General features: G+C 56.1%; 23 protein-coding genes. 14 read left to right on the plus strand and 9 right to left on the minus strand.

Translation table 11 applies throughout. The annotated features are described in order from the left end of the window. Positions 1–154: 154 nt before the first annotated feature. Positions 155–352, plus strand: a complete 198-nt coding sequence (locus UR289_RS17670) for a Fe-S-cluster oxidoreductase (protein WP_320711105.1) — start codon at positions 155–157, stop codon at positions 350–352. On the opposite strand, the gene setB is transcribed toward UR289_RS17670, so the two are convergent. After that, positions 349–1,530, minus strand: a complete 1,182-nt coding sequence (gene setB, locus UR289_RS17675) for a sugar efflux transporter SetB (protein ID WP_320711107.1) — start codon at positions 1,528–1,530, stop codon at positions 349–351. The genes UR289_RS17670 and setB overlap by 4 nt on opposite strands. Positions 1,531–1,891: 361 nt before the next feature. Here setB and fruB point away from each other — a divergent pair, with 361 nt between their 5' ends. Genes fruB through fruA form a run of 3 tightly spaced genes read left to right on the plus strand, consistent with a single transcriptional unit; the run spans position 1,892 to position 5,662 of the window. Continuing rightward, positions 1,892–3,022 (plus strand): fused PTS fructose transporter subunit IIA/HPr protein, encoded by a 1,131-nt coding sequence (gene fruB / locus UR289_RS17680; protein WP_047060548.1) that lies wholly within the window; start codon positions 1,892–1,894, stop codon positions 3,020–3,022. Next, a complete protein-coding gene (fruK, locus tag UR289_RS17685; RefSeq protein WP_014170919.1) occupies positions 3,022–3,960 on the plus strand; it encodes a 1-phosphofructokinase in 939 nt (312 codons plus the stop codon). The genes fruB and fruK overlap by 1 nt, the downstream gene beginning before the upstream one ends. A gap of 16 nt (positions 3,961–3,976) precedes the next feature. Further along, positions 3,977–5,662, plus strand: a complete 1,686-nt coding sequence (fruA, locus tag UR289_RS17690; RefSeq protein WP_064672844.1) for a PTS fructose transporter subunit IIBC — start codon at positions 3,977–3,979, stop codon at positions 5,660–5,662. A 47-nt stretch (positions 5,663–5,709) separates the two neighbouring features. Here fruA and nfo read toward each other — a convergent pair whose 3' ends face one another. Both nfo and UR289_RS17700 read right to left on the minus strand, forming a co-directional pair. After that, positions 5,710–6,567: a deoxyribonuclease IV gene (gene nfo, locus UR289_RS17695; protein ID WP_045354228.1), complete on the minus strand. Its 858-nt coding sequence runs from the start codon at positions 6,565–6,567 to the stop codon at positions 5,710–5,712. 64 nt (positions 6,568–6,631) lie between these two features. After that, on the minus strand, positions 6,632–7,678 hold the full coding sequence (locus tag UR289_RS17700; RefSeq protein WP_033146035.1) for a YeiH family protein: 1,047 nt from the start codon (positions 7,676–7,678) through the stop codon (positions 6,632–6,634). 97 nt (positions 7,679–7,775) lie between these two features. On the opposite strand from UR289_RS17700, the gene yieE reads away from it, so the two are divergent. The 3 genes from yieE to cirA all read left to right on the plus strand — a co-directional run bounded on the left by yieE (position 7,776) and on the right by cirA (position 12,487). Further along, positions 7,776–8,642, plus strand: a complete 867-nt coding sequence (gene yieE / locus UR289_RS17705; protein WP_023312476.1) for a DNA-binding transcriptional regulator YeiE — start codon at positions 7,776–7,778, stop codon at positions 8,640–8,642. Between the two features lie 180 nt (positions 8,643–8,822). After that, positions 8,823–10,292, plus strand: a complete 1,470-nt coding sequence (locus UR289_RS17710; protein WP_023336352.1) for an amino acid permease — start codon at positions 8,823–8,825, stop codon at positions 10,290–10,292. Between the two features lie 224 nt (positions 10,293–10,516). Then, on the plus strand, positions 10,517–12,487 hold the full coding sequence (gene cirA, locus UR289_RS17715; RefSeq protein ID WP_320711110.1) for a catecholate siderophore receptor CirA: 1,971 nt from the start codon (positions 10,517–10,519) through the stop codon (positions 12,485–12,487). Positions 12,488–12,598: 111 nt separating this feature from the next. Here the strand turns inward: cirA and fghA are convergent, their stop codons facing one another. Further along, complete coding sequence (gene fghA / locus UR289_RS17720; protein WP_320711111.1) at positions 12,599–13,426, minus strand: S-formylglutathione hydrolase; 828 nt, start codon at positions 13,424–13,426, stop codon at positions 12,599–12,601. Between the two features lie 138 nt (positions 13,427–13,564). Here fghA and UR289_RS17725 point away from each other — a divergent pair, with 138 nt between their 5' ends. The 7 genes from UR289_RS17725 (at position 13,565) to mglC (ending at position 21,758) form a co-directional block, all read left to right on the plus strand. Next, on the plus strand, positions 13,565–14,713 hold the full coding sequence (locus tag UR289_RS17725) for a YbfB/YjiJ family MFS transporter (RefSeq protein WP_039263162.1): 1,149 nt from the start codon (positions 13,565–13,567) through the stop codon (positions 14,711–14,713). Between the two features lie 102 nt (positions 14,714–14,815). Then, positions 14,816–15,484 carry a GTP cyclohydrolase I FolE gene (folE, locus tag UR289_RS17730; protein ID WP_023312471.1) on the plus strand — a complete coding sequence of 223 codons (669 nt, stop codon included), beginning with the start codon at positions 14,816–14,818 and terminating at the stop codon, positions 15,482–15,484. Positions 15,485–15,503: 19 nt separating this feature from the next. Further along, entirely contained in the window at positions 15,504–16,661 is a 1,158-nt protein-coding gene (yeiB, locus tag UR289_RS17735; protein ID WP_246946447.1) for a DUF418 domain-containing protein YeiB, read from the plus strand. 155 nt (positions 16,662–16,816) lie between these two features. After that, the gene (galS, locus tag UR289_RS17740) at positions 16,817–17,839 is read left to right on the plus strand and encodes an HTH-type transcriptional regulator GalS (protein WP_029740403.1); all 1,023 of its coding nucleotides are present in this window, start codon (positions 16,817–16,819) and stop codon (positions 17,837–17,839) included. Between the two features lie 294 nt (positions 17,840–18,133). Continuing rightward, positions 18,134–19,132, plus strand: a complete 999-nt coding sequence (mglB, locus tag UR289_RS17745) for a galactose/glucose ABC transporter substrate-binding protein MglB (RefSeq protein WP_023312468.1) — start codon at positions 18,134–18,136, stop codon at positions 19,130–19,132. Between the two features lie 79 nt (positions 19,133–19,211). After that, positions 19,212–20,732, plus strand: coding sequence for a galactose/methyl galactoside ABC transporter ATP-binding protein MglA (gene mglA, locus UR289_RS17750; protein WP_023312467.1), 1,521 nt, complete (start codon positions 19,212–19,214; stop codon positions 20,730–20,732). A gap of 15 nt (positions 20,733–20,747) precedes the next feature. Beyond that, a complete protein-coding gene (mglC, locus tag UR289_RS17755) occupies positions 20,748–21,758 on the plus strand; it encodes a galactose/methyl galactoside ABC transporter permease MglC (RefSeq protein WP_008500921.1) in 1,011 nt (336 codons plus the stop codon). Between the two features lie 49 nt (positions 21,759–21,807). Here the strand turns inward: mglC and UR289_RS17760 are convergent, their stop codons facing one another. From UR289_RS17760 to UR289_RS17780, 5 genes are all read right to left on the minus strand, one after another. Next, the gene (locus UR289_RS17760) at positions 21,808–23,196 is read right to left on the minus strand and encodes a glutamine synthetase family protein (protein WP_096150819.1); all 1,389 of its coding nucleotides are present in this window, start codon (positions 23,194–23,196) and stop codon (positions 21,808–21,810) included. 124 nt (positions 23,197–23,320) lie between these two features. Further along, positions 23,321–24,037: an outer membrane permeability protein SanA gene (gene sanA, locus UR289_RS17765; protein WP_008500918.1), complete on the minus strand. Its 717-nt coding sequence runs from the start codon at positions 24,035–24,037 to the stop codon at positions 23,321–23,323. Between the two features lie 126 nt (positions 24,038–24,163). Next, complete coding sequence (gene cdd / locus UR289_RS17770; protein ID WP_029740399.1) at positions 24,164–25,048, minus strand: cytidine deaminase; 885 nt, start codon at positions 25,046–25,048, stop codon at positions 24,164–24,166. A gap of 129 nt (positions 25,049–25,177) precedes the next feature. Continuing rightward, positions 25,178–25,873, minus strand: coding sequence for a CidB/LrgB family autolysis modulator (locus UR289_RS17775; RefSeq protein ID WP_029740398.1), 696 nt, complete (start codon positions 25,871–25,873; stop codon positions 25,178–25,180). Next, on the minus strand, positions 25,870–26,265 hold the full coding sequence (locus UR289_RS17780; RefSeq protein WP_023312463.1) for a CidA/LrgA family protein: 396 nt from the start codon (positions 26,263–26,265) through the stop codon (positions 25,870–25,872). The genes UR289_RS17775 and UR289_RS17780 overlap by 4 nt, the downstream gene beginning before the upstream one ends. Positions 26,266–26,277: the final 12 nt, after the last annotated feature.

The raw sequence follows: 26,277 nt of genomic DNA on the forward strand, positions 1-26,277 counted from the left end.
GTGTAGACGTTTGATTAAGTTTACTTTCTTTACTTCGATATATTAATAAGTTACATCTGAATAAAGGTGGGGTAACATACAATACGATCAACTTAGAGTGGTATATAATAGATAAATTAGCCAGATATTAATGGAACAATGTTTTTGATAAACTATGAATAATGGTTCATTAGGCAAGCCTGCCAATACCCGCTGCGTTCAGCTCTCGGAAACGAATCTGTGCATGATCTTTGGCTCGCCGATGCGCCCGAAAGTCTGCTCCGGGCTTCAGCCCACGGCAGAAATGTGTTGCAGCACGCGAGGGCAGGCGATGACGTACCTTCTTGAGCTGGAAGCGCTCACCGCGCCCTAAACGTCTTTAATCCTCGCCAGACAGCCGATCGTCAGCGAGCACATCACCAGCGCAATCCAGAACACCGTGTGATAGTTCCAGATTTCGGCAACGACACCGGCCATTGAGCCCGCGATAATCCAGCCCACGCGGGTGGTATTAGTATAAAGGGTGGTGGCAGAGCCTGCCTGACCCGGCATCAGATCCTGGAAATAGAGCATCCCTATCCCGGCGAGAATGCCTATATAAATGGCGTTCAGCAGCTGTAAAGCCAGCAACAGCCCCGGCGTATGTACCGTCAGCATACCGATATAAAACAGCAGACCGGCAACGGCGGCGATGCGCATTAAAAAACGCTTTCCGAAGCGCTTTGCGTAATAGCCCGCAATGAGCATCGTCGGGATCTCAAGCCCGGCCGCTGTGCCCATCATGATGCCCGCCAGCTTCTCCGACAGGTGCAGTTCATCAATAATAAACAGCGGCATATTGATGATATACAGGCTGTTGGTGCCCCACATCAGCGTGCAGATAGCAAACAGGAGCAGGGCATCGCGGCGGTTGCGGCGCGGCGCTTCCAGCACGCCCGTTGCCACTTTGGTCTCTTTGCGCATGGACGGCAGGAAGAACCACACCAGCGCGCCGCACACCACAAACGCGACGGCCGCGCTCAGGTACATCACCGTAAAGCCAAAACCCATCGCCAGCGCGTAGGCCAGCGGCGGGCCAATCACCCATGCCAGCGACACCTGAGCACGCAGGACAGAGCTGAACATCACCGCTTCACGTCCGGTATGGTCGGCGTGTTCACGGGCAAGGGCGAACAGCTGAGGGTTCGCCGTTGAGCCAAAGCTGCTCAGGAATACCCCGACGAAGAGCAGAATGAAATAGTTGCGGTTCCATGCAAACAGAACGCAGGCCATGACCCCGAGCAGACAGCAGAAAACGATCAGGCTTTTGCGATCGCCTTTTCTGTCGGATCGTCCCGCCAGAAACTGGCTGACCAGGATGCCGATGATGGCGCTTCCGGTAAAAAAGAAGCCGACCATTGCCGGACGGACGTGAACCTCATTTGTCAGAAATAGGCTCAATGTTGGCGTCTGTAACGCACCGGCAATGCCCGTGAAGAAGGCAACAACCAGGAATGCCGCTGAGGTCAAATCAAAGGGCTTCGGCGAGACGGCCGCAGGGGTGTTATGCATGTTTTATAATTAGCGAGTAGCAGAGAGGGGCGGAGTTTACGCCGTCAGCTAAAAAATAAACAGTGGGTGCGGTCAATGATGCCACGAAAAATCAAAATGGCATTTCAACTTACGACCCACCCGGCTGACCTTAGCTGAAACTGTCTTGCTGAACTTCAGCAATATTCAGCTGAACGAAGAAGAAATGTGCTGTATCTCTAAATTCTGATATCGGAAATACGAGTTTACTTGCAAGACTTTGCAGAAAGCGCAAGACTTTTTGAAACGTTTCAGCGCTATCTTGTTTTAACAAACGGAGCAGGCTAGCGCATTTTTTCTCATTAAAGCTGAAACGATTCAAGTTCAGCAGGAGTGGAGAACCATGTTCCAGTTATCTGTTCAGGATATCCACCCGGGCGCTCAGGCCGGGGATAAAGAAGAGGCTATTCGCCAGGTTGCCGCTGCGCTTGTGCAGGCGGGTAACGTCGCGGACGGCTATGTAAACGGCATGCTGGCCCGCGAGCAGCAGACCTCAACCTTCCTCGGCAATGGCATTGCCATTCCGCACGGCACAACCGACACCCGCGATCAGGTGCTGAAAACCGGCGTTAAGGTTTATCAGTTCCCGCAGGGCGTGCTCTGGGGCGACGGTCAGGTGGCGTATGTGGCTATCGGTATCGCGGCCAGCAGTGACGAACACTTAGGCCTGCTGCGTCAGCTGACGCATGTCCTGAGCGATGACGACGTGGCTGAACAGCTGAAGTCCGCGACCACAGCTGAAGAGCTGCGCGCCTTGCTGATGGGCGAAAAACAGAGTGAAGCGCTGAAGCTGGATAACGAAACGCTGACGCTGGACGTGGTTGCCTCCGATCTGGTAACGCTGCAGGCGCTTAACGCGGGTCGTCTGAAAGAAGCCGGCGCGGCGGATGCCACGTTTGTGACGCGCGTGATTAACGATAAGCCGTTGAATCTTGGTCAGGGTATCTGGCTGAACGACAGTGCTGAAGGCAACCTGCGCAGCGCTATCGCCGTGAGCCGTGCGGCCAATGCGTTTGACGTGGAAGGCGAGCGCGCGGCCATGCTGGTGACCGTGGCGATGAACGACGATCAGCCGGTTTCCGTGCTGAAGCGTCTGGGCGATCTGCTGCTGAACAACCAAGCTGAAAAACTGCTGAACGCTGATGCCTCCACCGTGCTGGCACTGCTGACCAGTGATGATGCGCCGACTGAAGACGTGCAGACCGCGGAGTTCGTGGTACGCAACGAGCACGGCCTGCATGCCCGTCCGGGCACGATGCTGGTGAATACCATTAAACAATTCGAGAGTGAGATCACCGTGGCGAATCTTGATGGCACGGGCAAACCGGCCAACGGCCGTAGTCTGATGAAAGTTGTCGCGCTGGGCGTGAAGAAAGGCCACCGTCTGCGTTTCACCGCGCAGGGTGCTGATGCTGAACAGGCGCTGAAAGCGATTGGCGACGCCATCGCGGCAGGTCTGGGGGAGGGCGCATAATGAGCAGACGTGTTGCGACTATTACGCTGAACCCGGCTTATGACCTGGTAGGATTTTGCCCGGAAATTGAGCGCGGCGAAGTCAACCTCGTGCGTACCACCGGCCTGCATGCTGCGGGCAAAGGGATTAACGTCGCGAAAGTGCTCAAGGATCTCGGTATCGACGTCACCGTGGGTGGATTCCTCGGTAAAGATAACCAGGATGGTTTCCAGCAGCTGTTCAGCGAGCTGGGCATTGCCAACCGTTTTCAGGTTGTTCAGGGCCGCACCCGCATCAACGTCAAGCTGACGGAGAAAGACGGTGAAGTGACCGATCTTAACTTCTCTGGCTTCGAAGTGACGCCGTCTGACTGGGAGCGTTTTGTTAACGACTCTCTGACCTGGCTTGGTCAGTTTGACATGGTCTGCGTCAGCGGCAGCCTGCCGTCCGGCGTGAGCCCGGAAGCGTTTACCGACTGGATGACGCGCCTGCGCAGCCAGTGCCCGTGCATTATTTTTGACAGCAGCCGCGACGCGCTGGTTGCCGGTCTGAAAGCCTCGCCGTGGCTGGTGAAGCCGAATCGCCGCGAGCTGGAGATCTGGGCGGGTCGTAAGCTGCCGGAATTAAAAGATGTGATTGACGCTGCCCATGCGCTGCGCGAGCAGGGTATCGCTCACGTGGTTATCTCGCTTGGTGCAGAAGGAGCGTTGTGGGTTAACGCTTCTGGCGAATGGATTGCCAAACCGCCGTCGGTTGACGTTGTCAGCACCGTTGGCGCAGGGGATTCGATGGTTGGCGGCCTGATTTATGGTCTGCTGATGCGTGAATCCAGTGAACATACTTTACGTCTTGCCACTGCCGTTGCTGCCCTGGCCGTAAGCCAGAGCAATGTCGGTATTACCGATCGTACCCAGTTAGCCGCGATGATGGCGCGCGTTGACTTAAAACCTTTTAACTAACAGCAGGAGAGGAATAATGAAAACGCTGCTGATCATTGACTCCGGTCTCGGACAGGCTCGCGCCTATATGGCGAAGACCTTGCTGGGAGCGGCGGCGAACAAAGCACATCTCGAGATCATTGATAACCCGGGCGATGCCGAACTGGCCATTGTCCTGGGCGACAACATCCCGGCTGACAGTGCGCTGAACGGCAAAAAAGTGTGGCTGGGCGATATTAATCGCGCGGTGGCACATCCGGAACTGTTCCTGAGCGAAGCGAAAGGACACGCGTCTGTCTACAGCGCGCCTGTCGCGACGGCACCGGCTGCGGCTGCGGGCCCGAAACGCGTTGTTGCGGTGACGGCCTGCCCGACGGGCGTGGCTCACACCTTTATGGCAGCTGAGGCCATCGAAACCGAAGCGAAAAAACGCGGCTGGTGGGTTAAAGTTGAAACGCGCGGCTCCGTCGGTGCCGGCAACGCGATCACCCCTGAAGAAGTGGCTGAGGCCGATCTGGTGATCGTGGCGGCGGATATCGAAGTGGACCTGGCGAAATTTGCCGGTAAGCCAATGTACCGCACGTCTACCGGCCTGGCGCTGAAAAAGACCGCGCAGGAGTTTGATAAAGCGCTGGTGGAAGCGAAGCCGTATCAGGCAACCGGCGCGCGTCAAACCGCGACGGAAGGTAAGAAAGAGTCTGCAGGCGCCTATCGCCATCTGTTGACCGGTGTGTCTTACATGCTGCCGATGGTGGTTGCGGGTGGTCTGTGTATCGCCCTCTCGTTCGCATTTGGTATTACCGCGTTTAAAGAGCAAGGCACGCTGGCCGCTGCGTTAATGCAGATTGGCGGTGGATCCGCGTTCGCACTGATGGTTCCCGTTCTGGCCGGCTTTATTGCCTTCTCCATCGCTGACCGTCCTGGCCTGACGCCGGGTCTTATCGGCGGTATGCTGGCCGTGAGCACCGGTTCTGGCTTTATCGGCGGTATCATCGCGGGCTTCCTGGCCGGTTACGTCGCGAAGCTCATCAGCTCGAAGCTCAAGCTGCCGCAGAGTATGGAAGCGCTGAAGCCGATTCTGATCATCCCGCTGATTTCCAGCCTGGTGGTCGGTCTGGCGATGATTTACCTGATTGGTAAGCCGGTTGCGGGCATCCTGGCGGGTCTGACCCACTGGCTGCAAACCATGGGCACCGCGAACGCGGTTCTGCTGGGCGCAATTCTCGGCGGCATGATGTGTACCGATATGGGTGGTCCGGTGAACAAAGCGGCGTATGCCTTTGGTGTTGGCCTGCTGAGTACTCAGACCTACGCACCGATGGCAGCGATCATGGCGGCAGGTATGGTGCCTCCTCTGGCGCTCGGCCTGGCGACGATTATTGCCCGTCGTAAGTTCGATAAAGCGCAGCAGGAAGGCGGCAAAGCGGCGCTGGTTCTGGGCTTGTGCTTCATCACCGAAGGGGCGATTCCGTTCGCGGCCCGTGACCCAATGCGTGTACTGCCGTGCTGTATCGCGGGTGGTGCAGTGACCGGGGCGATCTCCATGGCGATTGGTGCAAAACTGATGGCACCACACGGCGGTCTGTTCGTGCTGCTTATCCCTGGCGCCATCACGCCGGTGCTGGGCTACCTGCTGGCCATCGTTGCCGGTACGCTGGTGGCGGGTCTGTCATACGCGGTGCTGAAACGTCCTGAAGCGGAAGTTGTGGCGAAAGCAGCGTAAGCGATAAACCACAAAAAAGCCGGGTTGCATTATGCACCCGGCTTTTTTTATGCCGCCTGTTCAGCGGTTTGCTGTGCCTTCAGCCAGGCAATCTCTTCTGCCCAGATGTCCGGATTAATGGTTTCCAGCACCATCGGAATACCGTCGAAGCGGGCGTCCTGCATAATGAAGCGGAACGCATCGTGGCCAATGTTGCCTTCGCCCAGGCTGTGGTGGCGGTCAACGCGGCTGCCAAAGGCGCTTTTCGCATCGTTTAAGTGCATTCCGCGCAGGTACTTAAAGCCAACAATGCGCTCGAACTCATCGAACGTGTTTTTCGTTGCCTCGGTGGTACGCAGGTCATAGCCGGCGGCAAACGCGTGGCAGGTATCAATGCACACGCCAACGCGGGATTTATCCTCCACGCCGTCGATGATCGCCGCCAGATGTTCAAACCTAAAGCCGAGGTTGCTGCCCTGACCGGCGGTATTCTCAATCACCGCGGTGACGCCTTTGGTCTTGTCCAGCGTGATGTTAATGGATTCGGCAATGCGCGCCAGGCAGGCATCTTCATCGATTTGCATCAGATGGCTTCCCGGATGGAAGTTCAGCAGCGTCAGCCCCAGCTGTTCGCAGCGCTGAACTTCATCAAGGAACGCCTCGCGGGATTTTTCCAGCGCTTCTTCAACCGGGTGACCGAGGTTGATCAGGTAGCTGTCGTGGGGAAGGATCTGGCCTGGCCCGTAGTGGTACTTCTCACAGGCGGCTTTGAAATCATCAATCACGTCAGCGGTGAGCGGCGCGGCGCGCCACTGGCGCTGGTTTTTGGTGAACAGGGCGAAAGCGGTCGCCTCGATTTCGGCGGCGCGAATGGCGGCATTCGCAAGGCCACCTGCAGCGCTGACGTGCGCTCCAACATATTTCATAAAAAAACTCCTGCTAACCCGAAACGCTTATGATAGCGGGTTAGCAGGAGAAGGACGAAATGGTTTATGCCATCAGGCTATGGACCGCGAGGTTAATCGCTCCGCCCCCGACAATCAGCCAGATGAAGAGCACCAGCGCCATCAGCAGCGGTTTCGCACCGGCTTTTTTCAGCGCGCTGACGTGTGTGGTGACCCCCAGCGCCGCCATGGCCATCGCCAGCAGCACGGTATCCAGCGTCACCAGCATATCCACCACCGCTTTCGGCAGCAGGTGGAAGGAGTTAAAGATAGCGACCACGATGAACAGGATCGCAAACCACGGAATGGTGATTTTGCTTTTCTCGCTGCCGCCTGCCGGAGCCAGCTGCTTAACCCGAGCCGCGAGGAAAATCAGGAACGGCGCCAGCATCATTACGCGCAGCATTTTGGCAATTACCGCCGCGTTTTCGGCTTCCGGGTTAATGGCATGTCCTGCCGCAACTACCTGCGCCACTTCGTGCATGGTCGAGCCGATATAGATGCCGTAGGTTTCCGGGCTAAACCAGTGGGCAACCAGCGGATACATCGCCGGGTAGAGGAAGATCGCCAGCGTACCGAAGATCACCACCGTCGCCACCGCCACGGTTACCTTGCTGGCTTCGGCTTTAACGACGGGCTCTGTTGCCAGCACCGCCGCGGCCCCGCAGATACTGCTCCCGGCACCGATCAGCCAGCTGGTTTGCTTATCCAGGCCAAAGACTTTCTGGCCGATAAAGCAGGCCAGTAAAAAGGTGCTGGTCAGGGTCAGGACGTCGATAGCGATTCCGCTCACGCCCACGTCCGCAATCTGCGAAAAGGTTAGACGGAAGCCGTAAAGGATGATCCCGAGACGCAGCAGGTGCTGTTTGGCAAAGATCACGCCGCCGTCGCAGGATTTCCAGATATGTGGGTAAACCGTATTTCCCACGACCATGCCCAGCAAAATGGCCAGCGTCAACGCGCTGAAACCTGCGCCCGCGATAGCCGGGATGCTGCCGCCCCATAGCGCTACGGCGGTCACTGCTGCGCTAAGCGCGAGGCCCGGCACGAAGTGCCACACTGTACGATGATGTTGTAAGGTGATTTCTGACATAACCTTCTCCTTTGTCTGGCTAAAGGTTACGGTGCTCTGGCTTAAAAATAAAATTGATTATATACTTATAATCAATCTATATAAGTGGTAAGCAACCATGCACATTACATTGCGTCAGCTGGAAGTGTTTGCCGAGGTGCTGAAAAGCGGCTCGACGACCCAGGCGTCACAAATGCTGGCGCTCTCGCAGTCTGCGGTCAGCGCGGCGTTGACCGATCTTGAAGGGCAGCTGGGCGTGCAGCTGTTCGACAGGGTAGGGAAGAGACTGGTGGTCAACGAGCACGGCCGTCTTCTTTATCCACGCGCGCTGGCGCTGCTGGAGCAGGCTATCGAAATCGAACAGCTGTTCCGCGAAGACAACGGCGCGATCCGCGTCTACGCCAGCAGCACCATTGGGAACTACATCCTGCCGGAAGTGATTGCCCGCTACCGCCGGGATTTCCCGACCCTGCCGCTGGAGATGAGCGTGGGCAATAGCCAGGACGTTATCAACGCGGTGATTGATTTCCGCGTGGATATCGGCCTCATCGAAGGGCCCTGCCATAACGTCGATATCATTGCCGAGCCCTGGCTGGAAGATGAGCTGGTGGTGTTTGCGTCCCCGGCCTCGTCGTTATTGCAGGGCGAGGTGACGCTTGAGCGCCTGGCGCAGGCGCAGTGGATCCTGCGCGAGCAGGGTTCCGGCACGCGTGAAATTGTCGATTATTTGCTGCTTTCCCATCTGCCGCATTTCCAGTTAGGGATGGAGCTTGGGAACTCTGAGGCTATCAAGCACGCGGTGCGTCATGGCCTGGGGATCAGCTGTCTTTCCCGGCGCGTCATTGCCGAACAGCTTGAGACGGGGTCGCTGGTTGAAATCCCGGTTCCGTTGCCGAAACTGGTGCGCACGCTATGGTGCATCCATCATCGTCAGAAACACCTTTCCAGCTCTCTGCAGCGTTTTCTGCGCTACTGCGCCATTTAACGTTTCCCGGTGGCGCTTCGCTTACCGGGACTACGCGCGCCTGTCACCCCACATTTTTATGCTTTACTTATAATCCTGGCCGAGTCATGAAGCTCTCTTATAACTGAGTATTTCTGCCGGAAGGAACGCGGATCGTCTGCTACAATCGCGCCTCATTTATTAAATGGACAGCATTTTCATATGGTTTCAGAAATTAAAACCACAGAAGCGCCCACGCTACGTCGTGAACTCAAGGCGCGTCACCTGACGATGATCGCCATTGGCGGCTCAATCGGTACAGGTCTTTTCGTTGCCTCTGGCGCAACGATTTCGGCAGCCGGCCCGGGTGGGGCACTTTTCTCTTATATCCTGATTGGTCTGATGGTGTACTTCCTGATGACCAGTCTCGGCGAACTGGCCGCGTACATGCCGGTATCCGGTTCGTTCTCGACCTACGGTCAAAAATACGTTGAAGAAGGCTTCGGCTTCGCGCTGGGCTGGAACTACTGGTACAACTGGGCGGTCACCATCGCCGTTGACCTTGTCGCCGCACAGCTGGTGATGAACTGGTGGTTCCCGGATACGCCGGGCTGGATCTGGAGCGCCCTGTTCCTCGCCGTCATCTTCCTGCTGAACTACATCTCCGTGCGCGGTTTCGGCGAAGCGGAATACTGGTTCTCTTTGATCAAAGTGGCAACCGTCATCATCTTTATCGTCGTCGGTGTGGCGATGATCGTTGGTATTTTCAAAGGCGCTGAACCTGCGGGCTGGAGTAACTGGGCGATAGGCGATGCGCCGTTTGCCGGTGGCCTTTCGGCGATGATTGGCGTGGCGATGATTGTCGGCTTCTCCTTCCAGGGGACCGAGCTGATTGGTATCGCCGCCGGTGAGTCAGAGAACCCGGAGAAAAATATTCCGCGTGCGGTCCGTCAGGTCTTCTGGCGTATCCTGCTGTTCTATGTGTTCGCGATCCTGATTATCAGCCTGATCATCCCGTACACCGATCCAAGCCTGCTGCGTAATGACGTAAAAGACATTAGCGTCAGCCCGTTCACGCTGGTCTTCCAGCACGCCGGTCTGCTTTCAGCTGCGGCAGTGATGAACGCCGTTATCCTGACCGCAGTGCTTTCAGCCGGTAACTCCGGGATGTACGCGTCCACCCGTATGCTCTACACGCTGGCATGCGACGGTAAGGCGCCGCGTATCTTTGCGAAGCTGTCCCGTGGCGGCGTACCGCGTAACGCGCTGTACGCCACAACGGTGATTGCCGGTCTGTGCTTCCTGACCTCCATGTTTGGCAACCAGACGGTGTACCTGTGGCTGCTCAACACCTCCGGGATGACGGGCTTTATTGCCTGGCTGGGGATTGCTATTAGCCACTACCGTTTCCGCCGCGGTTTCGTCAAGCAGGGTCACGATATTAACTCGCTGCCGTATCGCTCCGGCTTCTTCCCACTGGGTCCTATTTTCGCCTTCATTCTGTGCCTGATCATTACGCTGGGACAGAACTATGAAGCGTTCCTGGCGGACACCATTGACTGGGGCGCCGTCACGGCGACCTACATTGGTATTCCGCTGTTCCTCGTCATCTGGTTTGGCTACAAGCTGACGAAAGGAACAAAATTCGTTCGCTACAGTGAAATGGAATTCCCGGAACGATTTAAACAATAACCGCACTTCCTCTCTTTTAACCCGCTCAATCGAGCGGGTTTTTTTATTCCCGCATTCTGAAACAAAGATATATTTCTTAACAATTTAATTGATAATAATTATCGTTTGCTTTATCGTTATCAAAAATAAGCGTGTCACCGACCCACCGCAGATGTGGGCGGCAAGGAAGACGCTGTGAGCAATGATGATTTGATTTAGTTGTATTTACCTCATGGAGATATGGAATGTTTAGGTTGAATCCCTTCGTCAGGGGAGGACTTTGTGCGTCCGCAATGTCCCTGGCCCTGCCTGTTATCGCAGCGGAATCCGGCGACACAATGGTTGTAACGGCCTCCGCGACCGAGCAAAACCTGAAAGACGCCCCGGCAAGCATCAGCGTGATTACCCAGGAAGATTTGCAGCGCAAACCCGTTCAGAATCTGAAAGATGTGTTACGGGAGGTGCCGGGCGTTCAGCTCACGAGCGAAGGGGACAACCGTAAAGGGGTAAGTATTCGTGGACTGGACAGCAGCTATACGCTGATCCTGATCGACGGCAAGCGCGTTAACTCGCGTAACGCGGTATTCCGCCATAATGATTTCGACCTCAACTGGGTGCCGGTTGACGCCATCGAACGAATCGAAGTGGTGCGCGGACCGATGTCTTCTCTTTACGGTTCCGATGCGCTGGGCGGCGTGGTGAACATTATCACCAAAAAAATCGGCCAGAAGTGGACGGGCACCCTGAGCGCCGATTCCACAATTCAGGAGCACCGCGACCGTGGAGACACCTACAACGGTCAGTTCTATACCAGCGGTCTGCTGGTGGACGGCCTGCTGGGGCTGAAAGCCTACGGTAGCCTCGCGAAGCGTGAGAAAGACGGTCAGCAGAAGTCCTCTACCACGGCGAGCGGTGAAACGCCGCGCATTGAGGGCTTCACCAGCCGCGATGCGAATGTGGAGTTCGCCTGGACACCGTCTGAAAACCACGACTTTACGGCGGGCTACGGCTTCGACCGTCAGGATCGCGACTCGGATTCCCTCGACAAAAACCGCCTTGAGCGTCAGAACTACTCTCTCAGCCACAACGGCCGTTGGGGCGTCGGCAACAGCGAGCTGAAGGTTTACGGCGAAAAGGTGGATAACAAAAACCCGGGCAACAGCAATCCGATCACCTCCGAGAGCAACGCGGTGGACGGGAAATACGTGCTGCCTCTGGGTGAAATCAACCAGCTGCTGACCTTCGGTGGGGAATGGCGTCACGATAAGCTGAAAGATCCGGTCAACCTGACGGGCGGTTCCAGCAGCAGTACCTCGACAAGCCAGTATGCCCTGTTCCTTGAAGATGAGTGGCGTCTCTTTGAACCTCTGGCGCTGACCACCGGCATCCGTATGGATGACCATGATACCTACGGTGACCACTGGAGCCCGCGAGCCTATCTGGTTTACAACGCGACCGATACCGTAACGGTGAAAGGGGGCTGGGCTACCGCGTTTAAAGCGCCGTCACTGCTCCAGCTGAGCCCGGACTGGGTCACCGGCTCGTGTCGCGGTGCCTGTGAGATTGTCGGTAACCCGGATCTGAAACCGGAAACCAGCGAAAGCTTTGAATTCGGTCTGTACTACAGCGGGGAAGAGGGCTGGTTAGAGGGCGTGCAGGCCAGCGTTACCACCTTCCAGAATAACGTGGATGATCGCATCAGCATCAGCCGTACGGCCAATGCGAAACAGGCGCAGGGCTACCCTAACTACGTTGGCCTGAATGCGGACGGTGAACCAATTTTCCGCTACTACAACGTTAACAAGGCGCGTATCCGCGGGGTGGAGACCGAGCTGAAACTCCCGCTGGCGGACGACTGGAAACTGACCCTGAACTACACCTACAACGACGGCCGTGACATCAGCAACGGCGGCAACAAGCCGCTGTCCGATCTGCCGTTCCACACCGCCAACGGTACCGTTGACTGGAAGGCGACGCAGGACTGGTCGTTCTACGTTCAGGGCAACTACACCGGTGAGAAACGCGCGCTGACCAGCAGTGCAGCAACGCCGGGTGGCTATGTCATCTGGAATACCGGCGCCGCGTGGCAGGCGACGAAAAGCGTGAAGCTGCGCGCGGGCGTGCAGAACCTGCTGGATAAAGATCTGAGCCGCGACGATTACAGCTATACGGAAGATGGCCGTCGCTACTTTGTTGGCGTGGATTACAAGTTCTGATGCAGCCAGGGTAAAAGCAAAACAGCAACGTAAGTTGCCGTTTTTAGTATTTGTTCCCTCTCCCTGTGGGAGAGGGCCAGGGTGAGGGCATCAGAGCGCACACACTCGCACTTACCCAAACAAATGCTCCGCATGGAAGCGGAGATGATCCTCAATAAAGGACGCGATGAAGTAATAGCTGTGGTCATACCCCGGCTGAATGCGCAGCGTCAGCGGCCAGTCCTTCTGGCGTGCCGCTTCTGCGAGCACCGCAGGCTGTAGCTGCCCGGCGAGGAACTGATCCGCATCGCCCTGATCGATAAGCATCGGGATCGCATTTGCCGAGCTGCTGGCCAGCATCAGCGCACAGCTGTCCCATTCCTGCCATTTTTCTTCATCTTCACCCAGATAGTTCGTGAAGGCTTTCTGCCCCCACGGCACCTGCGTTGGGTTCACAATTGGCGCAAATGCCGACACGCTGACGTATTTTCCCGGATTTTTTAACGCCATGATCAGCGCCCCGTGACCGCCCATAGAATGTCCGCTAATGGCGCAGCGGTCGCTTACCGCAAACCCGGACTGAATCAGCGCGGGCAGTTCGTCGCGAATGTAGTCATACATGCGGTAGTGGCCTGCCCAGGGCTGCTCGGTCGCATTGAGATAAAACCCGGCGCCTTTACCCAGGTCGTATCCTGCATCGTCGGCTACATCATCACCACGCGGGCTGGTATCAGGCATCACCAGCGCAATACCCAACTCGGCGGCAAGTCGCTGCGCGCCCGCTTTGGTGGTGAAGTTTTCGTCGTTGCAGGTCAGGCCCGAAAGCCAGAACAGAACCGGCGGATTTTCCGTCGGCGGCAGGAAAATGCTGAACGTCATCGCACAGTTCAGGACGGTGGAGTCATGCCGCCAGCGCTGCTGTCGACCTTCAAAACAACGGTGCTCTTCGAGCAGTTCCATGCAGGGCTCCTTAATGAGAATGCGTATTCATAAAAACCATAATACAGCCTTTTCATTGACCTGTGAGTAACTTTCACTTTCGCCAGACGGCGAGATGCTGCATCATAAATTTACTTTTCTTTAACAATTGGAGCGGTCATGGCGCTGCGTATTGCGCTCAGTGGGTTTGTCGTTCTGGTGGTGGCGATGGGAATAGGGCGCTTTGCCTTTACGCCTCAGGTGCCGCTCATGATTGCTGCCGGGCAGCTTACGCTGACCAGCGCGGGTCTGGTGGCGGCGATGAATTATCTGGGCTATCTGGTGGGCGCATGGGATGCAATGCGCGCGCACCGCTTTGTGGAAACGCGCCTCTGGCTTGGCATTACCGGCGCGGTTGCGCTGACGCTGCTCTCCGCGGCGGCGGATAACGCCGTCGTGCACGGCCTGCTGCGCTTCGTGATTGGCTGCATGAGCGGCTGGTCGATGGTACTCATTGCCGCCTGGACCAACGAGCGGCTGGGGCAGCTGGGTAAACCGGGCCTGAGCGCCGCCGTGTTTGCCGGGCCGGGGGCGGGCATTGCCCTGAGCGGGCTGCTCGCCGTCTATATCCAGGCGAAATCCCTTTCGGCCGGGGCGGCATGGCAAATCTACGGCGTGCTGGCTCTGGTGCTGATTGCGCTGGTGGCGCGCTACCTGCCGCGATCCGGGCAGCTCCATCGCCCCGGCACCGCGCCGGAGCCGCTGGTGCTGACGGCGGATTTAAAGCGCCTGGTCTGGAGCTACAGCCTGGCCGGGTTTGGCTATATCCTCCCGGCGACCTTTCTGTCGCAAATGGCGGCGGTGCGTTTTCCCGGCAGCCTGTTCGCCCAGTTTGTCTGGCCGATTTTTGGTATCGCCGCCGTGGTGGGCATTGCGCTCAGTATTCTTTTACGCCACACCTCAACGGCGAACCGCAGGCTGGCTATCGTGCTGTGGTTACAGGGAGCTGGCGTGCTGGCGGCCTGGCTGCTGCCGGGGATTGGCGGTTTGCTGACGGGCGGGCTGCTGGTGGGCGGCGGTTTTTTGTGTGCCGTGCAGCTCTCTCTTTTATACGGTCGCGAACTGGCGCCAAACCATACGCGCTATATGGCAGGCCTGCTCACCACCGGGTATGCGATTGGTCAATTGATTGGCCCGATGACCTCGGCGTTATCAACCTGGCTTACCCACCGGCTGGAGCCCGCGCTGGGGCTGGCGGGCGTTGCGCTGTTCGTCGGCGGAGCGCTGGTCTGGAATCGTCACGCTGAAAGGCAACAGCAATTGCAATAATTATCGTCGTGAATACTGGATTATGTGCGCCGCCTCACGCACAATGAGCGCATACTTTTGCCACAACGAGGGCAAAAGACGCCACACCTGCAGGAGAACAAAATGTCATCACTCAGTAAAGAAGCTGCCCTGGTCCACGAAGCCCTGGTTGCGCGCGGTCTTGAAACGCCACTGCGTCCGCCCGTACAGGATTTGGACAATGAAACCCGCAAGCGTCTGATTGCCGGTCATATGACCGAGATCATGGAGCTGCTGAATCTCGATCTGAGTGACGACAGTCTGATGGAGACGCCGCACCGCATCGCGAAAATGTACGTCGACGAAATTTTTTCCGGGCTGGATTACGCCAACTTCCCGAAAATCACCGTCATTGAAAACAAGATGAAAGTGGACGAGATGGTGACGGTACGCGATATCACGCTGACCAGCACCTGCGAACACCACTTCGTGACCATCGACGGTAAAGCGACCGTGGCGTATATCCCAAAAGATACGGTGATTGGCCTGTCGAAAATCAACCGCATCGTGCAGTTCTTTGCTCAGCGTCCGCAGGTGCAGGAGCGTCTGACGCAGCAGATCCTGACCGCGCTGCAAACGCTGCTGGGCACCAATAATGTGGCCGTCTCTATCGACGCGGTTCACTACTGCGTGAAGGCGCGCGGCGTGCGTGATGCGACCAGTGCAACGACCACCACGTCGCTGGGCGGCCTGTTTAAATCGAGCCAGAATACCCGCCAGGAGTTCCTGCGCGCCGTACGTCACCACAACTAAGTCTTACAGGGCAGGAACCATGGAGCGAAACGTCACGCTCGATTTTGTTCGCGGCGTCGCCATTCTCGGTATCCTGCTGCTTAATATCAGCGCCTTCGGTCTGCCGAAGGCGGCTTATCTCAATCCTGCCTGGTATGGCGATATCACGCGCAGTGATGCCTGGACCTGGGCTGTCCTCGATCTCTTCGCGCAGGTTAAATTCCTCACGCTGTTTGCCCTGCTGTTTGGTGCAGGTCTGCAACTCCTCCTCAAACGCGGTACGCGCTGGATCCAGTCGCGCCTGACGCTGCTGGTTCTCCTCGGCTTTATCCACGGGCTGTTCTTTTGGGACGGCGATATTCTTCTCGCGTATGGACTAGTCGGGCTGATCTGCTGGCGTCTGATTCGCGATGCGCACAGCGTAAAAAGCCTGTTTAACACCGGCGTGATGCTCTATGTCATGGGGCTTGGGGTCCTGCTGCTGCTGGGGATGATCTCCGGCGAGGCGACGAACCGTTCCTGGATCCCGGATGCCGCTAACCTGCAGTACGAACAGTACTGGAAGCTGAAAGGCGGTACGGAAGCGATAAGCAACCGCGCGGATATGCTGGGGGATAACCTCCTTGCGCTGGGCGCGCAATACGGCTGGCAGCTGGCGGGCATGATGCTGATGGGGGCGTCACTGATGCGCACCGGCTGGCTGAAAGGGGAGTTCAGCCTGCGTCACTATCGGCGAACAGGTGTCGGGCTGGTGCTGATCGGCGTGCTGATTAACCTCCCGGCGATAATCACGCAGTGGCACATCCACTGGGATTACCGCTGGTGCGCGTTCCTGCTCCAGGTGCCGCGCGAACTGAGCGCGCCGTTCCAGACCATCGGATACGCGGCGTTGATCTATGGCTTCTGGCCAACGCTTTCCCGCCTGTGGATCGTCAGCGCTATCGCCTGCGTAGGCCGCATGGCGTTGAGCAATTACCTCCTGCAAACGCTTCTCTGCACCACGCTTTTCTATCATCTTGGCCTGTTTATGAAATTCGACCGCCTCATGCTGCTGGCGTTTGTTATTCCGGTCTGGGTGATTAACCTGGCGTTTTCTGTTCTCTGGCTACGCTATTTCCGCCAGGGACCGCTGGAGTGGGTGTGGCGTCAGTTAACCGCACATGCTTCAGGGGTATCATTGAGGAACACATCCAGATAACGATCTGGATCACAATCATTAACAAAACGGATGTAAGCGTTTTCATGAGTGTGAGCTTCTTCACGTAGTCCCCTTTCTCTCGCTGCCAAAATAGCCACCTTGCTAAACACAGGGGGTGTCTGTGAGTTGCTGCAATCCTTTGAAGGATGGTGAATATGATCACCATTCGTGACGTCGCCCGTCAGGCGGGCGTTTCTGTGGCTACCGTCTCACGCGTGCTGAACAATAGCGCGCTGGTCAGCCCTGAAACCCGTGAAACCGTAATGAAAGCCGTGACCCAGCTCGGGTACCGGCCAAATGCCAATGCCCAGGCGCTTGCGACGCAGGTCAGCGACACCATCGGCGTGGTGGTAATGGATGTATCGGATGCCTTTTTCGGCGCGCTGGTCAAAGCGGTCGACGTGGTCGCCCAGCAGCATCAGAAATATGTCCTGATCGGCAATAGCTATCATGAGGCGGAAAAGGAGCGCCATGCCATTGAAGTGCTGATCCGCCAGCGCTGTAACGCCTTGATTGTCCACTCAAAAGCTTTGAGTGATGAAGAGCTAACCGGCTTTATGGATCAGATCCCGGGCATGGTGCTGATCAACCGCATCGTCCCCGGCTATGCCCATCGCTGCGTCGGGCTGGATAACGTCAGCGGCGCCATGATGGCGACGAAAATGCTCATCAACAACGGGCATCAGCGGATCGGTTATCTGGCCTCCAGCCATCATATTGAAGATGACGACCTGCGGCGCGAGGGGTGGCAAAACGCCCTGAAAGAGCACGGCATTACGCCGTCAGAAAGCTGGACAGGCACCGGTACGCCTGACATGCAGGGCGGTGAGGCGGCGATGGTGGAGCTGCTGGGCCGCAACCTGCAGCTTACTGCGGTGTTTGCCTATAACGACAGCATGGCGGCAGGCGCCCTGACGGCGCTGAAAGATAACGGCATTGCGGTGCCACAGCATTTGTCACTCATTGGTTTTGATGATATTCCGATTGCCCGTTACACCGACCCGCAGCTGACAACGGTGCGTTACCCCATTGCCTCTATGGCGAAACTGGCGACTGAGCTGGCGTTACAGGGGGCTGCAGGGCTGCTGGATCCGGGCGCAACGCACTGTTTCATGCCGACTTTAGTGCGTCGGCACTCCGTCGCGGCCCGGCAAATTGTGGTTCCGATCACTAACTGATAACGTGAGGTGATGTAACCGTTTTCAATCTGTGAGTAAATTCACAGTATCTTAACAAGGCGCTGACTATGATGTCAGCGTTTTAGGGGCTGAAACGCTATGTAACGGTGATTATTCACTTTCACTATAGCCAATGTGCCACAAACAACGAATAAAACGCATTTCTGGAGCGTTACCGAACACGGAAGATAGAAATTTTATAAGTGAACTTCGGCTGTCAGTAACGTTTTATTAACACCTGCCCGCCGATCGTTATTCACAAGAACTACCCTGCATAAAAAAACCGGAGATACCATGAATAAGAAGGTGTTGACCCTGTCTGCCGTAATGGCAAGCATGCTTTTTGGTGCAGCAGCGCACGCTGCGGATACCCGTATTGGTGTGACCATCTATAAATACGACGACAACTTCATGTCTGTTGTACGTAAAGCGATTGAGAAAGATGCGAAAGCAGCGCCAGACGTTCAGCTGCTGATGAACGACTCCCAGAACGACCAGTCCAAACAGAACGACCAGATCGACGTTCTGCTGGCGAAAGGCGTGAAAGCCCTGGCCATCAACCTGGTTGACCCGGCTGCAGCAGGCACGGTTATTGAAAAAGCGCGCGGCCAGAACGTGCCAATCGTCTTCTTCAACAAAGAACCTTCCCGTAAAGCGCTGGATAGCTACGACAAAGCGTATTACGTCGGTACCGACTCCAAAGAGTCCGGTATTATTCAGGGCGATCTGATCGCGAAACACTGGGCGGCGAACCCGAACTGGGACCTGAACAAAGACGGTCAGATTCAGTTCGTGCTGCTGAAAGGCGAACCCGGCCACCCGGATGCTGAAGCCCGTACCACTTACGTTATCAAAGAGCTGAACGACAAGGGTCTGAAAACCCAGCAGCTGGCGTTAGATACCGCGATGTGGGATACCGCTCAGGCGAAAGATAAGATGGACGCGTGGCTGTCCGGCCCTAACGCGAACAAAATCGAAGTGGTTATCGCCAACAACGATGCGATGGCAATGGGTGCGGTAGAAGCGCTGAAAGCACACAACAAATCCTCCATCCCGGTATTCGGCGTAGATGCACTGCCAGAAGCGCTGGCGCTGGTTAAATCCGGTGCGATGGCCGGTACCGTTCTGAATGATGCCAACAACCAGGCGAAAGCGACCTTCGATCTGGCGAAAAACCTGGCCGATGGCAAAGGCGCGGCTGATGGCACCAGCTGGAAAATTGAAAACAAAATCGTTCGCGTACCTTACGTGGGCGTAGACCAGTCCAACCTGGCTGAGTTTATCGGTAAATAAGTTAGCGGTACTGTCTCCACTGGGCGCAATTCGTTGCGCCCTTTTATAACGCGATATGCGAGGCCAACAAGGTATAATTATGGTCAGCACAAATACTCAGTCATCCGGTGAATACCTGTTGGAAATGAGCGGTATCAACAAGTCATTTCCCGGCGTTAAGGCACTCGATAATGTTAATTTAAAAGTTCGTCCTCACTCTATTCATGCCCTGATGGGGGAGAACGGTGCGGGTAAATCAACATTATTAAAATGTCTTTTTGGGATCTATCAAAAAGATTCTGGCAGCATTCTTTTTCAGGGGAAAGAGATCGATTTCCATTCAGCGAAAGAAGCACTGGAAAACGGTATCTCGATGGTTCACCAGGAATTAAACCTGGTGCTGCAGCGTTCAGTCATGGATAACATGTGGTTGGGGCGTTATCCAACCAAGGGTGTCTTTGTCGATCAGGACAAAATGTATCGCGACACCAAAGCGATTTTTGATGAGCTGGATATTGATATCGACCCGCGCGCCCGCGTGGGAACATTATCCGTCTCCCAGATGCAGATGATCGAAATCGCCAAAGCGTTCTCCTATGATGCGAAAATCGTCATCATGGACGAACCGACATCGTCATTAACGGAAAAAGAGGTTAATCACCTTTTTACCATTATTCGTAAGCTAAAAGATCGCGGCTGCGGCATTGTGTATATCTCCCACAAAATGGAAGAGATCTTCCAGCTGTGCGATGAGATTACCATCCTGCGCGACGGTCAGTGGATTGCCACGCAGCCGCTGGAAGGGCTGGACATGGACAAGATTATCGCCATGATGGTGGGCCGCTCCCTTAACCAGCGCTTCCCGGACAAAGAAAACAAGCCGGGCGAAGTGATCCTGGAAGTGCGCAATCTGACCTCGTTACGTCAGCCGTCTATTCGCGATGTCTCCTTCGACCTGCACAAGGGCGAAATCCTGGGGATTGCCGGTCTGGTCGGGGCAAAACGTACCGATATCGTGGAAACTCTGTTCGGTATCCGTGAGAAAGCCGAAGGCACTATTACGCTGCACGGTAAGAAAATTAACAACCACAACGCCAACGAAGCCATTAATAATGGTTTTGCGCTGGTGACGGAAGAGCGTCGTTCAACCGGTATTTATGCCTATCTGGATATTAACTTTAACTCGTTAATTTCTAACATTCGCAATTACAAAAACAAAGTCGGGCTGCTGGATAACTCCCGCATGAAGAGCGATACCCAATGGGTTATTGACTCCATGCGCGTGAAAACGCCGGGACACCGCACCCAAATTGGTTCGCTGTCAGGCGGTAACCAGCAGAAAGTCATTATTGGACGTTGGTTATTAACCCAGCCAGAAATTCTGATGCTGGATGAACCGACCCGCGGTATTGACGTCGGCGCGAAGTTTGAAATTTATCAGCTGATTGCCGAGCTGGCGAAAAAGAATAAAGGGATCATTATTATTTCTTCCGAAATGCCGGAATTGTTAGGGATCACGGATCGTATTCTGGTTATGAGCAATGGTCTCGTTGCCGGTATTGTTGACACCAAAACGACAACGCAAAACGAAATTTTGCGTCTTGCGTCTTTGCACCTTTAAGATCAGGGGCTCCTCATGAGTGCGTTAAATAAAAAAAGTTTTCTCACTTACCTGAAAGAAGGCGGTATTTACGTTGTTCTTTTAGTACTGCTGGCTATCATCATTTTCCAGGACCCTACGTTCTTAAGCCTGCTGAACCTGAGTAACATTCTGACCCAGTCCTCCGTGCGTATTATCATTGCGCTGGGCGTGGCGGGCCTGATCGTGACCCAGGGGACGGACCTTTCTGCCGGTCGTCAGGTGGGGCTGGCGGCGGTTATCGCGGCAACCTTGCTGCAGTCGATGGAAAACGCCAACAAGGTCTTCCCGGAAATGGCCACCATGCCGATTTTCGTGGTGATCCTGATTGTCTGCGCCATCGGTGCGGTGATTGGTCTGATCAACGGTATTATTATCGCCTACCTGAACGTGACGCCGTTTATCACCACGCTGGGTACGATGATCATCGTTTACGGTATCAACTCCCTGTACTACGACTTTGTCGGTGCTTCCCCCATCTCGGGTTTTGACAGCGGCTTCTCGACCTTTACGCAAGGGTTCATCGCGCTGGGCAGCTTCCGCCTGTCGTATATCACCTTCTATGCGCTGATTGCGGTGGCCTTCGTCTGGATCCTGTGGAACAAAACGCGCTTTGGTAAAAACATCTTCGCTATCGGCGGTAACCCGGAAGCGGCGAAAGTGTCCGGCGTGAACGTTGCCCTGAACCTTCTCATCATTTATGCCCTGTCCGGCGTGTTCTACGCCTTCGGCGGGATGCTGGAAGCGGGCCGTATCGGCTCTGCAACCAACAACCTTGGCTTCATGTACGAGCTGGATGCGATCGCAGCCTGCGTGGTGGGCGGCGTCTCCTTCAGCGGCGGTGTGGGTACGGTACTGGGCGTGGTGACCGGTGTGATCATCTTCACCGTCATCAACTACGGCTTGACCTATATCGGCGTGAACCCGTACTGGCAGTACATCATCAAAGGCGCCATCATTATCTTCGCGGTTGCGCTGGATTCACTGAAGTACGCGCGTAAGAAGTAATTGCTCCTCGCGTTATCCGGCCCGCTCATCGAGCGGGCTTTTTTATGCCTTATGCCAGCTGTGACTCCTCTCGGGTCACGATGCGCTCAAACCAGTCGAGTTCAGAGAGCTTGCAGGCGACCCACTGTTCGGAAAAAGCGTCGCCCAGGCTGTCGGTGAGGTACTGACAGCGGGCAAAGGTCTCAATCGCCTCCTGCTGAAACAGCGGCAGCGCGGGTTCATCATGCTGCGGTTCGGGCAAATCCTCGTCGTCGATGTTTTCCAGCCCGTACAGCATGCCGGTCAGGATAGTGGCTGCCACCAGATAGGGATTGGCATCGGCCCCGGCCAGCCGGTACTCGATACGACGGTTGTGGTCATCCGAGCAGGGAATACGCAGGGCGGCGGAGCGGGTGTTATAGCCCCAGGAGTTAAATACGGGCTCCGTCAGGTTTTTACGCAGGCGACGAAACGCGTTAACGCCCGGCGCAAGAATGGCGACAGAGGCGGGCATCAGCGCCAGCTGCCCCGCGATGCACAAACGCATCATGCTGTTAAGCGCGTTCACCGGGGAAGCAAAAACGTTTTCGCCGTGACGATTGTTCAGGCTGAAATGGAAGTGCAAACCGCTGCCGGACAGCTGGCTGAAAGGCTTCGCCATAAAGTTGGCCTGCAGGCCGTGCTTTTCGGCAACGTAACGGGTCAGGCGACGAAGCGCCAGCACGTTATCGCAGACCTCAACGACGCGATGGCTGTGCTTCAGGTTTAATTCGTACTGACCGGACTCGGCTTCCGCCACGATCCCGGACAGCGGGATGCGCTGAAGGTGCGCCAGCTGTTCCAGCTCGTCAAACAGTGCCGCATGGGCCGTCGTAGTATCCATATGAAAACAGCCCTGATTTTGCGGATCCCGATTGTCATGTCCCGTCAGATAGAACTCGATTTCCGGGGCAATCACCGGGAAGAGACCGTGCTGGTGGAAGCGGGCCAGCACGTTCTGCAGTATCACGCGCGGCTCAAGCGGGCAGGGGGTATCGTCACTGTCTTTCATCGTCAGCAGGATCTGCGCATTGTGCTGCGGATCCTGCGGGCAGGGGCGCAGGGAGCCGGCGACCGGCACGCAGAGTCGGTCCGGTTCATCATGAAGTGGGGCGGCGATTTTTCCTTTCTGATCCATCGAGTAGACCGAAAGGGGAAAATAACAGCCTTTTTCCAGGCTCAGCATGTTCTCCACCGACAGACGCTTGCCGCGCATCGTGCCGTTGATATCGTTCAGGTAAACGTCAATGTGTTTCGTCTGGGGGTAGCGTTCCAGATAATCTGCCACTTCCACTGAAATGTTGTGCTGCAGGGCGTCAATTTTTTCATCAAGCCAGAGACCGGAATTGAGTGCGCCAGGAAGTGATAAACCGGGAAAGTTAAAATACGGGCGGAGACTTTTGAGGAAAAACGCATTCATTATTGAGTTCATAGTCATTCTTCAATGAAGCCGTAGCGGCAGTGAACTCAGCTTAAAAGAGCCGACGTAAAGGGGGGATAAAAAGCGTCAGGCCCGGCGTAAAGAAAGTATAAAGGCGGTCCTGTTATTTTTCCTTTTTCTGCATATCCAGCAGCTGCTCGGGCGTGACGGCCGGGTAACCCTGCGCGTCTTCCGGCACTTCGTGCATCGCCGGAATCGGAACCAGCGGGCCTAAAAAGCGCGGTTCGCGTTTGAAGATATACAGATCGGCCAGGGCGCCAAAACGCGCGCCGAACTCGCGCACGCGCACGCTCAGCATATCTTTTGGCGACGGCACCGCGTAACACTGCGCCTGAATGCCCATATGCAGCGCGATAAACAGCGCGCGCTCGCAGTGGAAGCGCTGGGTGATGATGATGAAGTCGTTGGTGTCGAAGACTTTACGCGTGCGCACGATGGAGTCCAGGGTGCGGAATCCGGCGTAGTCGAGCACGATATCGGCAGGGTCCACGCCCGCGGCAATCAGGTCCTTCCGCATCGTCACCGGTTCATTGTAGCTTTGCAGGGCGTTATCCCCGCTTAACAGCAGGTAGTTCACCTTGCCGCTGTTGTAGGCGTTCAGCGCGCCCTGAATGCGGTAACGGTAATACTGGTTGATCACGCCGGTGCGGTAATACTTGGCGGTGCCGAGCACCACGCCAACCTGACGATAGGGCAGGTCCTGCAGGTCATCAAAGATGTAGGGGGCGGTTTTCCAGCTCATCCAGCGGTCGAGACCCAGCACGATCAACAGCAGTATGCCGACCAGGACAGACAGGCTGTAAAAAACGCGCTTTAACATGGAGATGGCTCGTTCGTGGATGAAATTTAACTCAGGCTACTTTACCCGCCTGGTTAGCGCAAGAAACAGCGACTCAACTGAGGGGTTTTTCAGCAAACTGGCGGGCATTTCTGCCCGCCGGAAGGATTACGCAAGCAGTACGCGGTCAATCGTCGTGCAGCCCAGCGCTTTAAGCGTCGCGGCGGTCGCATCCCACTGAATCAGCGGCGCATCGGCAATTTCTGCCAGAATAGCGCGCTGAATGTCCGGATAGTCATAGCCGTTCAGGCTCAGCAGGTTAAGCGCGCCCTGCAGCGGAGGCAGAGTTGGGTTAAACGCGGCGTTTTCTGCATAGCTGCCGCTAAAGATCCGGCCATCGCGGCACTGCAGCGCCACGCCGCTCGGGGACTTGCTGTACGGCGTGTGGCTCTTGTTCGCCGCGCGAATGGCCGCCTGGCTCAGGTCATCGCCGGACAGGGCGTAACCGTGGTCCTGCTCGTCCATCAGCAGCGTTTTGATCTCCAGATCTTTCGGGCCAAACGCGTCAGGCAGATAATCTCCCAGCGTATGCGGCGCGCGGCCCGGCAGGTTGATGCGCAGCTGCAGCCCGCTGTTCAGCTCGTTCATAAACTGACGGCAGTGGCCGCAGGGGGTATAGTTAACGGTAATGGCGCTCAGGGCTTTTTCACCGCGCAGCCAGGCGTGGCTGATGGCGCTCTGCTCGGCGTGAACCGTTTGCTGCATGGTCGCGCCCAGGAACTCCATATTGCCACCGAAGTACCAGGTTCCGCTGACGCCGCGCGCAATGGCCCCGACGTTAAAGTGGGAGAGATCGGCCCGCGCGCAGGCGGCAGCCAGAGGAAGCAGTGCGAAAGCCAGCGCGTCTTCGTCCAGTCCCGTTGCCTGTTTCAGCATCGTGACCTGCTCCGCGGTCAGCAGGGCGGGGAAGTGTGCATCTGCCAGAACGGGAGCCAGGGCTGACTGCAAATTCTCTGCAAGCTGGGCGAAAGCAGCTTGAAAACGTGGGTGCATGGCGTTTGCCTCATAAAGGTTAATGGATCGGTAGTTTACGGAGCCGTCAGGGCTTTATATGTGATCCACTTCTCATTATGTATGCAACTTATGAAATCAAAATGAAATTTGCGCGACGCATCGCAAATTTTAGCCCATCACCGCCAGAATCAGCGGGAAAATGAACGGGGCCAGCAGGGAGGTGATAATCCCGCAGATCACCAGCGCCAGCGAGCTAAACGCCCCTTCCTGATAATCCAGCTCCGCGCAGCGGGCGGTGCCCAGGGCGTGGGAGGCGGTCCCCATCGACAGTCCCCGTGCAGCTTTAGTGTGAATACGCATTCCGTTCAGCAGGGTGTGACCAAACACCGCCCCGAGAATACCGACGAAAATGACGCACATCGCGCTGATGGCCGGGATCCCGCCAAGGCTGCCACCCACTGCCATCGCGATAGGCGTGGTTACCGATTTAGGCAGGATAGAGGCGGCGATCTGCGGGGAGGCCCCCATCAACAGCGCTACCGACGTGCCGGTGATCATCGCCACCAGGCTGCCCACAAAACAGATGGTAATGATGGATTTCCAGCGGGCGCGGATCTGGTGGAGCTGCTCATATAAAGGAAAGGCAAGCGCCACAACGGCAGGCTGCAGCAGGTCGTTTAAAATTTTGCTGCCGGCAAAGTAGCGTTCGTAGGGAATGCCGGTGAGAAGCAGGAACGGAATAATTACCACCATCGCCACCAGCAGCGGGTTCAGCAACGGCATTTTGAAACGTGCGGCAAGCTTGCGCGCGGCGAAGAACACCGCCAGGGTTAACGGCAGCGACCACCAGATATTGGCCATCATTTTTTTGTTTTCTCCCCGACCACGTTACGTTCGCCATGCACCAGATGCGAACTCCAGCTCACCACAAGGAAAACCACCAGCGTACTGACCGCGCAGGAGACCACAATCGGGCCGAACTGGGCCTTGAGCAAATCAAAATACTGCATGACCCCGACACCGATGGGCACGAAAAGCAGCGCCATATAGCGAATGAGGACGAAGCAGCCCGGATTGACCCATTTTGCAGGCAGGATTTGCAGCGCCAGCAAAACGAAGAGGATCAGCATACCGATAATGCTGCCGGGAATAACAATCGGCAGCAGCGACGCGATGAAAATCCCGGCGTACAGGCAGGCGTAAATCAGGACGAATGCGCGCAGATATTGCCAGATAATGTTCAATGATTTGCTCATGGTGATAGTCCT

The organism is Enterobacter sp. 302C9, assembly GCF_034106085.1.
Classification (GTDB): Bacteria; Pseudomonadota; Gammaproteobacteria; order Enterobacterales; family Enterobacteriaceae; genus Enterobacter; species Enterobacter asburiae_B.

What these genes read in the sequence shown, in the direction of transcription:
- UR289_RS17725 (WP_039263162.1), top strand. Translation starts at nt 13,565, where the DNA reads ATGGCGCTGCGTATTGCGCTCAGTGGGTTTGTCGTTCTGGTGGTGGCG.
- UR289_RS17760 (WP_096150819.1), bottom strand. Translation starts at nt 23,196, where the DNA reads ATGAATGCGTTTTTCCTCAAAAGTCTCCGCCCGTATTTTAACTTTCCC.
- cdd (WP_029740399.1), bottom strand. Translation starts at nt 25,048, where the DNA reads ATGCACCCACGTTTTCAAGCTGCTTTCGCCCAGCTTGCAGAGAATTTG.
- fruK (WP_014170919.1), top strand. Translation starts at nt 3,022, where the DNA reads ATGAGCAGACGTGTTGCGACTATTACGCTGAACCCGGCTTATGACCTG.
- UR289_RS17775 (WP_029740398.1), bottom strand. Translation starts at nt 25,873, where the DNA reads ATGATGGCCAATATCTGGTGGTCGCTGCCGTTAACCCTGGCGGTGTTC.
- nfo (WP_045354228.1), bottom strand. Translation starts at nt 6,567, where the DNA reads ATGAAATATGTTGGAGCGCACGTCAGCGCTGCAGGTGGCCTTGCGAAT.
- folE (WP_023312471.1), top strand. Translation starts at nt 14,816, where the DNA reads ATGTCATCACTCAGTAAAGAAGCTGCCCTGGTCCACGAAGCCCTGGTT.
- cirA (WP_320711110.1), top strand. Translation starts at nt 10,517, where the DNA reads ATGTTTAGGTTGAATCCCTTCGTCAGGGGAGGACTTTGTGCGTCCGCA.
- galS (WP_029740403.1), top strand. Translation starts at nt 16,817, where the DNA reads ATGATCACCATTCGTGACGTCGCCCGTCAGGCGGGCGTTTCTGTGGCT.
- yeiB (WP_246946447.1), top strand. Translation starts at nt 15,504, where the DNA reads ATGGAGCGAAACGTCACGCTCGATTTTGTTCGCGGCGTCGCCATTCTC.
- UR289_RS17700 (WP_033146035.1), bottom strand. Translation starts at nt 7,678, where the DNA reads ATGTCAGAAATCACCTTACAACATCATCGTACAGTGTGGCACTTCGTG.
- UR289_RS17780 (WP_023312463.1), bottom strand. Translation starts at nt 26,265, where the DNA reads ATGAGCAAATCATTGAACATTATCTGGCAATATCTGCGCGCATTCGTC.
- mglB (WP_023312468.1), top strand. Translation starts at nt 18,134, where the DNA reads ATGAATAAGAAGGTGTTGACCCTGTCTGCCGTAATGGCAAGCATGCTT.
- setB (WP_320711107.1), bottom strand. Translation starts at nt 1,530, where the DNA reads ATGCATAACACCCCTGCGGCCGTCTCGCCGAAGCCCTTTGATTTGACC.
- fghA (WP_320711111.1), bottom strand. Translation starts at nt 13,426, where the DNA reads ATGGAACTGCTCGAAGAGCACCGTTGTTTTGAAGGTCGACAGCAGCGC.
- mglC (WP_008500921.1), top strand. Translation starts at nt 20,748, where the DNA reads ATGAGTGCGTTAAATAAAAAAAGTTTTCTCACTTACCTGAAAGAAGGC.
- UR289_RS17670 (WP_320711105.1), top strand. Translation starts at nt 155, where the DNA reads ATGAATAATGGTTCATTAGGCAAGCCTGCCAATACCCGCTGCGTTCAG.
- fruB (WP_047060548.1), top strand. Translation starts at nt 1,892, where the DNA reads ATGTTCCAGTTATCTGTTCAGGATATCCACCCGGGCGCTCAGGCCGGG.
- yieE (WP_023312476.1), top strand. Translation starts at nt 7,776, where the DNA reads ATGCACATTACATTGCGTCAGCTGGAAGTGTTTGCCGAGGTGCTGAAA.
- mglA (WP_023312467.1), top strand. Translation starts at nt 19,212, where the DNA reads ATGGTCAGCACAAATACTCAGTCATCCGGTGAATACCTGTTGGAAATG.
- UR289_RS17710 (WP_023336352.1), top strand. Translation starts at nt 8,823, where the DNA reads ATGGTTTCAGAAATTAAAACCACAGAAGCGCCCACGCTACGTCGTGAA.
- fruA (WP_064672844.1), top strand. Translation starts at nt 3,977, where the DNA reads ATGAAAACGCTGCTGATCATTGACTCCGGTCTCGGACAGGCTCGCGCC.
- sanA (WP_008500918.1), bottom strand. Translation starts at nt 24,037, where the DNA reads ATGTTAAAGCGCGTTTTTTACAGCCTGTCTGTCCTGGTCGGCATACTG.